8 protein-coding genes are annotated in these 12,930 nt (G+C 66.1%); 3 read left to right on the top strand and 5 right to left on the bottom strand.

The window, feature by feature from the left end; translation table 11 throughout:
- Positions 1 to 140: 140 nt before the first annotated feature.
- Positions 141 to 1,712 (bottom strand): amidase, encoded by a 1,572-nt coding sequence (locus tag U9J33_RS19915; RefSeq protein ID WP_185999937.1) that lies wholly within the window; start codon positions 1,710 to 1,712, stop codon positions 141 to 143.
- Positions 1,713 to 1,816: 104 nt separating this feature from the next.
- On the bottom strand, positions 1,817 to 2,866 hold the full coding sequence (locus U9J33_RS19910; RefSeq protein ID WP_185999936.1) for an ornithine cyclodeaminase: 1,050 nt from the start codon (positions 2,864 to 2,866) through the stop codon (positions 1,817 to 1,819).
- A 146-nt stretch (positions 2,867 to 3,012) separates the two neighbouring features.
- Between U9J33_RS19910 and U9J33_RS19905 the strand changes: the two genes are divergently transcribed.
- The 3 genes from U9J33_RS19905 (at position 3,013) to U9J33_RS19895 (ending at position 7,614) form a co-directional block, all read left to right on the top strand.
- Positions 3,013 to 3,450: an Lrp/AsnC family transcriptional regulator gene (locus U9J33_RS19905; protein WP_185999935.1), complete on the top strand. Its 438-nt coding sequence runs from the start codon at positions 3,013 to 3,015 to the stop codon at positions 3,448 to 3,450.
- A 117-nt stretch (positions 3,451 to 3,567) separates the two neighbouring features.
- Positions 3,568 to 6,861, top strand: coding sequence for an amidohydrolase family protein (locus U9J33_RS19900; RefSeq protein WP_324699780.1), 3,294 nt, complete (start codon positions 3,568 to 3,570; stop codon positions 6,859 to 6,861).
- A gap of 156 nt (positions 6,862 to 7,017) precedes the next feature.
- On the top strand, positions 7,018 to 7,614 hold the full coding sequence (locus U9J33_RS19895) for an FMN-binding negative transcriptional regulator (protein ID WP_185999933.1): 597 nt from the start codon (positions 7,018 to 7,020) through the stop codon (positions 7,612 to 7,614).
- Positions 7,615 to 7,689: 75 nt separating this feature from the next.
- On the opposite strand, the gene U9J33_RS19890 is transcribed toward U9J33_RS19895, so the two are convergent.
- From U9J33_RS19890 to U9J33_RS19880, 3 genes are all read right to left on the bottom strand, one after another.
- Positions 7,690 to 10,377, bottom strand: a complete 2,688-nt coding sequence (locus tag U9J33_RS19890) for a TonB-dependent receptor domain-containing protein (protein WP_185999932.1) — start codon at positions 10,375 to 10,377, stop codon at positions 7,690 to 7,692.
- A gap of 194 nt (positions 10,378 to 10,571) precedes the next feature.
- Entirely contained in the window at positions 10,572 to 11,702 is a 1,131-nt protein-coding gene (locus tag U9J33_RS19885) for a sensor histidine kinase (protein ID WP_185999931.1), read from the bottom strand.
- The gene (locus tag U9J33_RS19880; RefSeq protein ID WP_185999930.1) at positions 11,692 to 12,906 is read right to left on the bottom strand and encodes a sigma-54-dependent transcriptional regulator; all 1,215 of its coding nucleotides are present in this window, start codon (positions 12,904 to 12,906) and stop codon (positions 11,692 to 11,694) included. The genes U9J33_RS19885 and U9J33_RS19880 overlap by 11 nt, the downstream gene beginning before the upstream one ends.
- Positions 12,907 to 12,930: the final 24 nt, after the last annotated feature.

The raw sequence follows: 12,930 nt of genomic DNA, 5'->3' as shown, positions 1-12,930 counted from the left end.
AACATGATGAGCGGGAGAGGGCGTTCGAAGCCGCATTCGCCCGCTCATCATGCAGGTGCTCGGAAATCATCAGCGCCGCTGAGCTTGCTGCCACCGCTGGCAGCGAACGTGTCCACGACTTCGATGATGGCCCGGGATTATCAGCCTCTGCCGTGCAGTGCCGGCGGCGGCGTGGAGGCGATCCAGGGGGATGCCTTCTCGTAAGCGTGACCCACCTGAAGAACGCCCAGGTCGTCGTGTCGCTTCCCGATGATCTGGAGGCCGATGGGAAGCTTCAGTGCGCCGCCGAAGCCCGCGGGAACGGCGAGTGCAGGCAATCCGGCCATCGTCGCGGGCAGGGTGACTTCCATCCAGCGGTGGTAGCTGTCCATCGGCTTCCCCGCGATCTGCGTGGGCCAGCGCTCCTTGACGTCGAAAGGGAAGACTTGCGCGGTGGGCAGGACAAGGAAGTCGAAATGTTCGAAGGCGGCGTCGAAGGCCTGATAGATGCGGGTTCGCCCGGCAGATGCCTCGGCCAGTTGCGGGCCTGTCAGCTTCATGCCGCCCTCTACTTCCCAGATCGCCTCGGGCTTCATCTGCGCGCGCTTGGCCGGATCGTCGTAGAACGCCTGGAGATCGGCACCGACCGACCACTGACGTAGTATCTTCGCCGTGCGCCACATATCTGGCGCCCGTTCGGCAAGCCTGGCCGCCTCTACCTTCATGCCGATCGCCTCGAAGGCCTTGAGCGCCCTGGCGCATGTGTCGAGGATGCCCGCTTCCATCGGCAAGGCGCCGTCGAGATCGCCCAGCCAGCCGATCCTGCCGCCCTTCCAGTCCCGGTCAAGCGGCCGCGCGAACATGGCGGGATCGTCGCCAAGCGAGAACGGTGATCTCCTGTCGCCACCCGCCTGGACCGAAAGCAGCATGGAGAGATCCGCCACCGTGCGGCCAAGCGGCCCCGATGTCGCGAAGTTCTGCCAGAAAAAGTCGGTGTTGGGGACTGAGGGGACGCGGCCGAACGAGGGGCGCAGGCCGAAGACATTGTTCCAGCCGGGCGGGTTCCGCAGCGAGCCGCCGAAGTCGCTGCCATCGGTCACAGGCACCATCCGCAGTGCCAGCGCGACCGCGCCGCCGCCGGTGCTGCCACCGGCCGCACGGCCGTGGGCATAGGCATTGTGGGTGGTCCCGAACACGGGGTTGAAACTGTGCGAGCCCAAGGCGAATTCGGGAACGTTGGTCTTGCCGATGAACACGGCGCCGGCCTGACGCATCCGCGCCACCACGAGGCTGTCGGCGGTCGGGATATTGCCGCGCAGGAGCGGCGATCCTTGCGTCGTGCGTATGCCCTTGACCGGGGCGGTGTCCTTCACGGCATGCGGGAACCCATGAAGAGGACCGTGGAAGCGGCCGGCGGCGGCATCCTCGTCCATCGCTGCCGCCTGTCGCAGCAGCACATCGCCATCCACGCGCGAGACGATGGCATTGAAACGCGGGTTCAGCTTGTCGATATGGGCCAGATGCGCGGCCATCACTTCACGGCTGGAGAGATCGCGCCGATGGATCGCGGCGGAAAGGTCGGTTGCGGTCATCGTGACGATATCGCCCGGACCCGAGCCGTTCGGCCGCGCTCCGGCGAGAGCGGGCGTGGTGCCGGCGGCAAGCACCACGGGGGTCGCTGCCAGAACCGTCCTGCGGTCCATGGTCACGCGTTCGAGGATCGTATCGCCCATTCTCATTCTCCAGTATCGAACGCGGCCGCTTCTTCGCCGTGATATTGGAGCCGTAAAGGTCCAATATCACATTGAAGTGCGGGTCCAGGCGCGTGCTTTCCCCGTCAGGCGGCGGCGCGCTGAAGCATGCCGAACAGGTCACGGGGATCGTCGGGATCGGCAAGGATGTCCAACTGCTGGAAGAATTGCGTGCCTTCCAGCTTGCCCAGTACATAGCGCAGCGCCGAAAAGTCCTCCACCGCGAAACCGACGCTGTCGAACAGGGTGATCTGCCGGGCATCGGCACGTCCCGGCGCCTCGCCGTTCAGGACCTTCCAGAACTCGGTCACGGGATAGGAAGCTTCCATCTGCTGGATCTCGCCTTCGATGCGGGTCTGGGGCTCGAATTCGACGAAAGTCGAGGCGCGCGACAGGATGTCCTTGTGCAGTTCGGTCTTGCCGGGGCAGTCTCCGCCGATGGCGTTGATGTGGATGCCGGCGCCGACCATGTTGTCGGAAAGGATCGTGGCATAGGCCTTGTCGGCGGTGCAGGTCGTCACGATCTGCGCGCCCTCGATCGCCTCCTGCGAGGTTTCGCAGGAGACTACGCCGAGACCGGACCCTTCCAGATTGAGCGCGACCTTGCGGGTGGCGGCGGGGTCGATATCGAACAGGCGCACTTCCTCGATGCCGACAATGGCCTTCATCGCCAGCGCCTGGAATTCCGCCTGCGCGCCGTTGCCGATCATTGCCATGACGCGCGAGTCCGCCGGGGCGAGCTTGCGCGCGACCATCGCCGAAGTCGCGGCGGTGCGCAGGGCCGTTAGCAGGGTCATCTCGGCCAGGAGCAATGGGTAGCCGGTGTCGACGCGCGCCAGCAGGCCGAACGCGGCAACCGTCTGCAGGCCCCTGGCGATGTTGCTCGGGTGACCGTTCACGTACTTGAAGGCGAAAGCCTCTCCATCCGAAGTCGGCATCAGTTCGATCACGCCTTCGTCCGAATGGGAGGCCAGCCGGGCGGTCTTTTCGAACATGGGCCAGCGCAGATAGTCCGCCTCGATCGCGTCGGCGAGTTCACGCAGCATGGTCTCGATCCCTAAATGATGCACCAGGCGCATCATGTTCTCGACGCTGACGAAGGGAATGAAGGCGAGGGGGGAAGGAGGCGGGGCCATGAATTCTGTCCTTTGGGAAGTGATCCGGACGGATCGTAAGGCGGCACGCTGTTGGTATAAATGGCAAGGTTGCCTTGCAATTCGCCCAATTTTGGAGAATTTTTATAGTCCAATTAGGCAAATTGCATGAATGAAAGTGCTGCTGCGTGGTGTCTGCAAAATTCATCCCCGATGATCTCGATCGGCGCATAATCAGTTATCTGCGGGTGGACGGGCGCGCGTCCCTGTCCAGGATGGCGGATGCCCTGGGTGTGGCGCGCGGCACCGTGCAGAGCCGTCTGGACCGGATGGTCGATACCGGGACGTTGCTGGGTTTCACCATCCGCGTCCGGGACGATTACGACGACTTGTCGGTCCGTGCGGTGATGCTGATCGAAATCACGGGAAAATCGACGACCGAGGTCATCCGCAAGCTGCGGGGGATCGTCGAGATTCGCACCCTGCACACAACCAACGGTAGCTGGGATCTGGTCGCCGACATCCGTGCGGCGAGCCTCTCGGATTTCGATCGCGTGCTGCGGCAGGTGCGCATGATCGACGGGGTGCTCAACAGCGAGACCAGCCTGCTCCTCAGCACGGTCTGACCGGCCGATCCGGCACGCCGGCAATGGTCCCCTCGCCGGATGCAAACTGGATGTTTTGCGGGCGGTGCCCGGACCGCAATGGAATGTGCCCCGATTTATGACGTGAAAGGTGATGCGGTGAACAGGTGGTTGGCGAATTCGGCGATCGTGACGGCCGCGGCGCTGCTTGCAAGCCCGGCGGCTTGGGCGGATACGTTACCGCCGTTGACCGGGCGGGTGATCGAATACGATACCCGGCAAGTCACCTGGCCCGCGCTTGATGTCGCGCCGGATGGCAACACCATCCTGTTCGACTTGCTCGGCGATATCTATGCCCTCCCCGTGCAAGGGGGGAGGGCCCGGCCGATGATGACCGGCGCCGCCTTCGACACCCAGCCGGTGTTTTCGCCGGACGGCCGCCATATCGCCTTCGTCAGCGATCGTGACGGGCGTGACAACCTGTGGATCGCGGATGCCGACGGCAGCAACGCTCGCCGCGTGTCGAAAGACGAGAGCGGGGCGCCGCACTACGGCTCGCCGGCATGGTCGCCAGATGGAAGGACGCTTTACGTGTCGCGCATGATCTGGGGTGTGCTGGCGTTCGAGCTGCTGTCGTTCGACGTGGCGAGCGGTGCTCGCGAAGTGCTGGTCAAGGCGCAGCCGAACGGCGATGATCCTCACCCGGAGCGGCGCAATGCGATGGGCGTGGTCGCCTCGCCCGACGGCAGGAGCCTGTACTACGCCACCAAGGCGGGAACCACATGGACCAGCGGGGCGCTGCCGCACTGGACGATCGTGCGCTTCGATCTGGCGACCCGCCAGCAGCAGGCTTTCATGACCACGCCCGGCGGTGCCATGCGCCCGGCACTGTCGCATGACGGCCGTTTGCTGGCCTATGCCACGCATGAGGGCCAGCAGACCGTCCTGCATCTACGAGACCTTGAGGACGGCTCGGACCGCGTGGTTCATGGTCCGCTGGACCCGGACGGCCAGTCCGGCGGATACTATGTGGACCTGCTGCCCCGCATGGTGTTTTCCGCCGACGATCGCAGCATATACCTTGGGCAGGGCGGCGGTCTGAAGCGGCTCGACATCGCGAGCGGGTCGCTGGCGGACATCCCCTTCGAGGCGCACGTCCGGCACGAGATGGGGCCGGACCTGCGGCGCCAGCACCGCATCGATCAGGGCCCCGTCCATGTCCGCGTGATCCAGACGCCGCGTCTTTCGCCGGACGGCAAGCGCGTGGTGTTCGGCGCCCTGGGCCGTCTCTACATTGCCGAGAACCGCAAGGGCGCCAAGCCCCGGCGCCTTGAGGTGCCCGGTTCCGCATGGCAGCCGAGCTGGTCGGACGATGGCCGTTTTGTCACTTACGTTACCTGGACCGCGAAGGACGCAGGCCATATCTGGGTCGCGGCGGCCGATGGCAGGACCGCGCCGCGCCGCATCACGTCGCAGGCGGCCTATTACTCGGAACCGCTGTTTCTGGCGGGCAACCGGGACGTGGTGGCCTTCAGCGCCAGCCAGCACGACCGGCTCTACCGCTCCGCCGAGAGCCTTGGGCCGATGCCTTCCTCGCTGGTGCGCGTGCCGGCCGACGGGGGCGTGATGACCTCGCTCGGCAGTGTCGGGGCGGCGATGGACCTGCGGCGCGATGCTGATCCGGGGCGGGTGCGCTACTATGCCGATGGCTGGATTTCCTCGCACCCGGTTGACGGCGCAGCATCGGCTGGGGACGCGGCCCGCCATCTGGTCAAGCTGGTCGCGCGGCCCGACAGCCAGTATTTCGACGCGCCCGCGCCGCTGAAGAACGCGCAGCTCAGCGCGGATGGCCGAACCGCGCTGGTCCGTTATGCCTCGCAGCTGTACCTCGTCCCGGTGCCGGAGGCGAAGCAGGGCGAGGCGCCGACCGTCACGGTGAGCGATCCGGCGTCCGGTGCGCGGCGGATTACGGCGATCGGGGCGGACTATATGGACTGGGCGCCGGACATGCGCTCGCTGGTATGGTCGGTGGGCTCGACGGTGCGGCAACTGGCTCTGGGCGCCGCCGAAAGCGGGAAACCGGCTGCCGTCGAGGCGCGGGCGCGCAGTGCGCTGATGGACGTGCAACTGCCGCGCGACGTTCCGAGGGGCAGGCTGCTGTTGCGCGGCGCGCGGGTCGCCACGATGAAGGGGGCGGAGGTCATCGACGATGCCGACCTGCTTATCGTCGATAATCGCATCGCCGGCATAGGACCTAAAGGCACCTTGAAGGTACCTAACGGCACCGAGGTGCGCGATGTGACGGGCAAGTTCATCGTGCCCGGCTTCATCGACGCTCACGCCCACTGGTTCGAGACACGCCGCCGTATCCTCGACATCGGGCACTGGGATTTCGCCGCCAACCTCGCCTACGGCGTGACCGCCGGTCTCGACGTGCAGACCTTCGACCCCGACGTGTTCGGCTATGCGGACATGATCGACGCCGGGCTCATGATCGGGCAGCGCGCCTTCTCGACCGGAGAGGGCGTGTTCCGCACCAGCCCGATGGGCGATCGCGAAGAGGCCATCGCCACGCTGCGGCGCTATTCGGATTATTACCGCACGCCGAACATCAAGGAGTACATGGTCGGCGACCGGGCCGAGCGGCGGCATCTGATCGAGGGGGCGCAGGCGCTGGGCCTGATGCCGACGACGGAAGGCGCGAGCGACTATCGCCTTGATCTGACGCAGATGCTCGACGGTTATGCCGGCAACGAGCACAGCCTGCCGATCGCGCCGATCCATGACGACATGATCCAGATGCTGGTGCGTTCGCGGATCGCCACGGTGCCCACGATGCTGGTGCTCTACGGTGCGCCGGGGCCGCTGGGCGCGATGGTGGCCGGGCATCAGGACGACTTCGACAGCAAGCTTGCCCGCTTCGTGCCCGAGTTCGCGTTCGCGGCAAAACGGGATTCCGCGCAGTGGAATCGCGCGGACGGGCAGGGGTTCGCCCTGTTCGCCCGGCAGGCGAGCGACATCGGCAGCGCGGGCGGTCTGCTGGGCGTCGGCGCTCATGGCATTGTCCAGGGGCTGAGCTATCACTGGGAACTGGAGGCGATGGCATCGGGCGGGGCCAGTCCTGCGCAGATCCTTCAGGCGGCGACGATCGGCTCGGCCCAGGTGATCGGGCGGGCGCTCGATCTCGGTTCGATCGAGCCGGGCAAGCTGGCCGACCTGTTGGTGCTGGACAAGGACCCGCTGGCCGACATTCGCAACACGCGTTCGCTGGAGCTGGTGATGCAGAACGGCCGTCTCTACGACGCCGCCACGCTGGACGAACAATGGCCGCGCCGCAAGCCGAAGGCCGCGCCGTGGTTCGCCGGCATGTCCGGAAGCGAGGTCGCGCTGGCCATGAAGACGGCGGCCGCCTTCGAGGAAGCACAGGGCAACGCCGCCTCGTTCGAGTACTGAGCCTTTTGCCTGGGCGGAAGGCCCCGGAGGGGCCTGGGACCATCCGCCATTCTGGACCCCGCTTTTTGACGATACTGGACCTTGAGATGGACCAGTGCCTGACCCACTGCACGGATCGGCGCGGTATCTATCGCCGCGTGCACGAGGAGCAGCGCTTTGAATGAATCATTCGCGGCCTATGGCCCGCAGGACGTCCGTTTCCTGATCGAACGGTACCCGCTCGCCTGGGTGCAGTCATGGGCCGGTGGGAATGAGGTTCAGGCATCGCTGCTGCCGCTCGTGGGCGAATATGATGAACAGGGGCAGCTGACTGCACTGATCGGGCACATGGCCCGGCACAATCCGCTCCACCGCGCCTTGCGCGCGCGTTCTGCCGCCCATGTGCTGTTCACCGGGCCGCAGGGCTACGTTTCGCCCGAGCACGCGGGCCTTCGCGACTGGGCGCCCACCTGGAACTATGTGCAACTGAAGATTACCGCAGACCTGCGCTTCGACGATGCACTGACCGGGCCTGCGCTGGAGATCCTGATAGACGAGATGGAACGATGCCGCCCGGAGCCGTGGAGCAAGGAGGAACTGGGCGGGCGCTATTCCCGACTGGCAGATGCGATCATCGGCTTTCGCGCGGAAATCCGTTCGTGCACGGGCATTTTCAAGCTGGGGCAGGACGAACGGCCCGAGGTTCTCTCGCATATAATTGCCTCGCACCATGACCCGGTGCTGGTGGAATGGATGCGCCGCTTCAATCCCTGACTTTCGATGCTACAGGCCAAAAAAAGGCGGCGGGTGTGAAACCCGCCGCCTTTCCTTTTTGCCGCCGGGCGTTCTTCAGAACTCCAGACGCGCGCCGACCGTCATGTATCGTCCGATCACGTCGTAATACGGCGAGAAGGTCGAGTAGAGCGGCGGGTCCTTGTCGAACAGGTTCGACACGTTGCCGTAGATCTCGAAATGCTTGCCGCCGTCGCCGAAGGGAACCTTCTGGCTCAGTTGCAGGTCGACATAGGCATAGGCGGGGATGCGGTTGTTGGTCAGCGCGGTGCTGGTGCGGTTCCAGTAGCCGGCCGAGATGTAGCGTGCGCGCACCATGCCGCTGAAGCCGTCGCTGGCATAGCCGACCGAGGCATTGGCGCGGATGCGCGGCACGCCGTTGACGAAGGCATAGCCTTGCGATTTCACGTATTCGACCTTGGTTACGCCATCGTCGGTGGTGAAGTGGTTCACCCAGGTGCCCACCAGCCGGAAGTTGAAGCGGCCGTTGGCATCGTTGTTGACCGGCAGCGTATAGGCCACTTCGGCGTCCACGCCGTCGCTCTTGAACTCGGACAGGTTGACCGAGGACGACGCGACGCTGGTGATGCGGTCGGTACTGTCACGGGTGATATAGTCGCACAGGCTGGTGTTGCCGCCATCGCAGCGATCGATCAGCACTTGCGCGCTGATGCTGGTGATGACATCCCTGATCGCGATGTTGAAATAGTCGATCGAGGCAGTCAGGCCGTGCAGCGGGGCGGTGGTGATGCCGGCCGTCCAGGTGTCCGACTTTTCGGGCTTCAGCGAAGGGTTGCCGCCGCCATAGACGACCACGCTGCGGCTGCCGTCATCGGTGTAGCGCGGATCGACGATGTTGACGTTGCTGACCGTCTGGTTCGTGTAGAGTTCGCTGACGTTGGGTGCGCGGATGTCTCGCGAGCGGGTGACGCGGCCGATCACGCCGGGCAGGAATTCGTTGGTGGCGCCCAGTTTCCACGACCATACCGTGCCGCTGGTGCTGTAGTCCGATGCGCGCACGGCGCCGTTCAGTTCCAGCTTGCGCAGTACGGGCACGTCGCGGATCACCGGCACCACCACTTCGGCGAAGGCTTCCTTGACGTCGTACTTGCCGCGCAGCGAGTTGAACCAGAACGAGGTGAAGGCCTTGGCGGCATCGAGTTCGCCGACCTTCGACACGGTGGACAGGTTGCGCCCTTCGGCGCCGATCGCGATCGAGACCGGCCCGGCCGGAAGGTCGAACGGCTCGCCGCGCAGCGAGACGCCGTAAGTGTCGATCTTGTTGAGGCTGTTCAGGCGCGGCGTGCCGGTCACGTAGTCGATCGCTTCCTGCGAGGGCGCGCCTTCGCCGAACAGGTCGATCGGCACGCAGCCCGCCGCGCCGGAACGGCAGACCGCCTCGCCGGTGGCCGGGTCGATCACCGCGTCCACCGCATTGTTGAAGTTCTGGGTGATCAGGAAGCCCGGGGTGTTGATCTTGTTGCGGTACTGGCCGTGGCTGTAATAGGCCCCGTAGCGCCACCGCCCGTCACCGAAGCTGCCGTCGAGCGCGAGCGTGCCCTGGATGCTGCGGCGGTCGAGGTTGATGGTGCTGTACGACAGGTCCGCGTTGTAGCGGGCCATGGTGAAGCTGCCCTGATCCGCATCCGCCAGCATCTGCCTGATGTCGTCGTTCAGGAAGGCGTTGTCGGACTTGATGGTAACGCTGCCGGTGTGGTCGCCGAACCAGGTGTAGCTGTTGTAGTAGCGCGAATAGCGCAGGTCCGCGCTGAGCTTGAGCGTGTCGGTCAGCTCGAACGATGTCTTGGCCATCAGGGTGTAGCGCTGCTGCGGCGTGATGAGCGGGCTGCGTTCGTCATCAGACGGGCCTTCGCCGCCGACCATGTTGGTGCCGACTACGGTGCCGATATCGGGCGTGCGCAGGCTGCCGTCAGGGTTGAAGCCATAGCCCTTGAGCACGCCCGAGGTGATGTAGCCGCCGATCAGGCGGGTGGCCAGGCCGACATCGGGGGTCAGCGTGTTGCTGATGGTGGCGAAACGGCCGGTGTTCTTGCGGTCGGTCTTCTTGAGGATGCCCTTGTTGTCGAGGTATTCGCCGCCGATCACCAGATGGCCACGGCCCCCCGCGAAGGCGGTGCCGTACTTGCCCTCGAACTTCACCTGGCCCGCGTCCCCGCGTGAGGACAAGCCGCCCTCGGCGCCGAGGCGCACGCCTTCGTAATCGCTGTCGATGATCATGTTCACGACGCCGGCGACGGCATCGGAACCCCAGGCCGCTGAAGCGCCGCCGGTGACGATGTCCACGCTCTTGACCATGATCGAAGGCACGGTGTTCAGATCGTTGTCGCTGACCAGCCGGCGTCCGTCGACGAGAACGAGCGAGCGTGTCTCGCCGAGGCCGCGGATGTTGATCGGGAAGCGGCCGGCCTGCGCATTGGTGCCCGAGGTCTGGGGCGACTGCGAGGCCTTGAACTGCGGGAGATCGGCCAGCGCGGCGCCGACGTTGGTACGGCTGACCACGTCGAGGTCGGCCTGGGTCATGTGGAGCAGCGGGGTGGGCGATTCGTAGCCCGGGCGGTCGATGCGCGATCCGGTGACGACGATGTCGCCGGTCTTGTCCGCATCGGCCGAAGAAGTTTGCGCGCCCGTCTGGGCAAGGGCCGGCGTGGCCGCTGTGCACAGGGCAAGAAGCGCGGTGCCGGCCAGGAAAGGCCGGCGGCGCGCGCGAAGAAGCTGTTCCGTCATTTTAAATCCCTGATTCACGGTCGCCCTCGTCATGGTGAGCGATCTGACAAGGCTCTGTGGCCCGGCGGGGGGATGAAGCAGGTGGCCGGTCCAGCGGAACATCCACTTCAGGGAAATGGAGGGGACCAAGCTCGGACCGGGCTATCGCCCGGCCGGAATCCGGCGCCGGGCCGATGTACGCTGCGAGGGCGGTTCTAGTCCGGCAAGATCAGGCAGAATATCGTCTGATCGCTACGCCAGGTCGAGAGTGTCCCGCCATGGGCATGCGCGATCTGGCGAGCGAGGCTGAGGCCGATTCCGGTGCCTTCGGGCTTGGTCGTGTGGAATGCCCGGAACACCAGCGCCTCGTGTTCGGGCGGGATGCCGTTGCCGTTGTCGCGGACTTCGAAGGCCAGCCCCTGATCCCGATGGCGCACGACCAGTTCGATCCGGGCGTCCGCGCCGCGATCGGCGGTTGCGGCCTCCGCTGCGTTCTGGATCAGCGCCCACAGGGCCTGGCTGATCTGGTCGCGGTCCATCAGCCGGGAAGGGCCTTCCTTGACGTCCACAGAAATCGCGACCTGCGGCCAGCGCCCGGCGCAAAGGCGCGTAAGGTCTTCGATGAGCTGCTCAACCGGGATGGAGCGGAGTTGCGGAGCAGGCAGGCGCGCCAGAATGCGGTAGGCTTCGACGAAACGTTGAAGGCCTTCCGCCTGCCGGGTCAATGTGCCGAGGATCTCGCGAAGCAGCTGCGTGTCGGGCGCGGGGCTGTCGATCGCGGCAAGGCCGCTGTCCGCCAGCGAGACGATCGGCGCCAGGCCGTTCAGCAGTTCGTGGCCGAGCACCTGTATCATTTCGGCGGTCGCCCGCGCTTCCGCCGCGCGTTCTTCCTGCTCGATGTCGATCAGCGTGACCACGGTGCGGCTTTCGGCTGCCAGCAGAACCCTGTCTATCCGCCAGCTGCGTCCCTGATGGCGGAAATGGCTGGCCTGGCCATCGGCCAGCGCGGGCGGCACGGGCAGAACCCTGTCGTCCGTCGCGAAGAGCTTGCGCGCCGCACGGTTGAGGGCATGTGCATTGTTCCCCTGTATCGCGAGCATCGGGGTGGGCGCGGCATCGAGCAGCATACGATGCGAGCCGATTTCCGGCGGCGCGGGCAGAACGGCTTGTGCAGCGGGCACCCGTTCCGTTCCCGAGCGCCAGGCGCGGATCAGGACGATCCAGACCGCGAGCAGGGCGGCGCCGGTCAGCGTGCCCCACATGCCCCGATGCCAGGCCTCGGTCGCCACCGCACCGCTCAGGGCGAGCCCGATCCCGGAAGGGATGGCGCCCAGCCTAAAGCCCATAGCGCGCCATGCGACGATAGAGCGCGCCCCGGCTGAGGCCCAGCGCGGCGGCGGCATGAGTCACATTGTGCCGATGTTCGCGCAAAGCCGCCTCGATCATCGCTTTCTCGGCGTCGGTAAGGTCGAAGCTGGCATCCGGGGAACCGGCGGCAACCGGCGCCATCGGTAATGCCAGTGCCGCCGCATCGACCGTTCCGTCCTCCGCCAGCAGCACCGCGCGTTCGATGGCCAGCGCCAGTCCGCGCACTTCATCGTCCCACACGGTCGAGCGGACTGCCTCTTCGGCCGCCGCCGTCAGCCGGGGCGGGGGACGGCCAAAGCGCTCCGCGGCCCGGCGCGCAAAGTGCCGCGCCAGCAGGATGCCGTCGCCTTCCCGCCGGACGAGTGGCGGCACCGCGATTTCGACGGTGGCGATGCGGCGCCGCAGCGCCGGTGACAGGGTGGCGAGATCGTCGGCGATCGCGATGCAGCGCACGGCTGACGGCAGACGATCCAACAGGCGAGCCTGCGCCACTTCGCCCAGCTTGTCGGGGTGACGCAGGATTACCGTGCCGGTGCTGTCCTGAAGGCGAACCCATGCGCCGTCGTCGCGCAGGTCGATCCTGGGGGGCTCCTCCTCGCCCCGCCCGGACGCCGCATGGACGGCCAGCGCCGTGAGCGTGCGCCCGCTGCCGGATGCCCCGGTCACCGTCACCCCGGCTGGGGTGGGGGCCACGCGGCGAACCAGTTCGCGCAGGGCCTGCATCGCCGCGCTTTCGCCGAGCAGCCGGACAGGCTCCGCTTCGGGCGGCATCGAGGTCGGAACCGGGGCGGCAGGGGCGTCCCGCGCGATAGCGGCCTCCACTTTGGCCACCAGTTCGCTGTTTCGCCATGGCTTCATCGCAAAGTCCCGCGCTCCGGCCTGCATGGCCGCCACCGCGATCCGGATGCCGCTGTGCGCCGTGATGACGACGACGCAGGCCGCCGGATCGTCCGCCATGATCCGCGAGAGCAAGGCCAGTCCTTCCTCCCCGTTGGACTGGCCGGGCGTGAAATTCATGTCGAGCAGGATGGCATCGAACCGCCGGCTGGCAAGGCGCGACAATGCCTCTTCCGGGCCGCTGGCCGTATCGAGCCGCCGCCCGGCCAGGCGAAATGCGATTTCCATGGCCCCCGCCACGGCAGGGTTGTCGTCGATCAGGAGAATCGTACCGTCGCTTGACAAGGCGCCTGACTGTCCATTTGCGGA

The organism is Novosphingobium sp. RL4, assembly GCF_035658495.1.
Taxonomy (GTDB): Bacteria; Pseudomonadota; Alphaproteobacteria; order Sphingomonadales; family Sphingomonadaceae; genus Novosphingobium.
Note: the sequence above shows the minus strand (reverse complement) of the source record. Positions and strands in the feature narration are given on the sequence as shown.

Excerpts from the sequence above, each read along its gene's own strand:
- U9J33_RS19915 (WP_185999937.1), bottom strand. The coding sequence starts at position 1,712 with ATGGGCGATACGATCCTCGAACGCGTGACCATGGACCGCAGGACGGTT.
- U9J33_RS19910 (WP_185999936.1), bottom strand. The coding sequence starts at position 2,866 with ATGGCCCCGCCTCCTTCCCCCCTCGCCTTCATTCCCTTCGTCAGCGTC.
- U9J33_RS19890 (WP_185999932.1), bottom strand. The coding sequence starts at position 10,377 with ATGACGGAACAGCTTCTTCGCGCGCGCCGCCGGCCTTTCCTGGCCGGC.
- U9J33_RS19885 (WP_185999931.1), bottom strand. The coding sequence starts at position 11,702 with ATGGGCTTTAGGCTGGGCGCCATCCCTTCCGGGATCGGGCTCGCCCTG.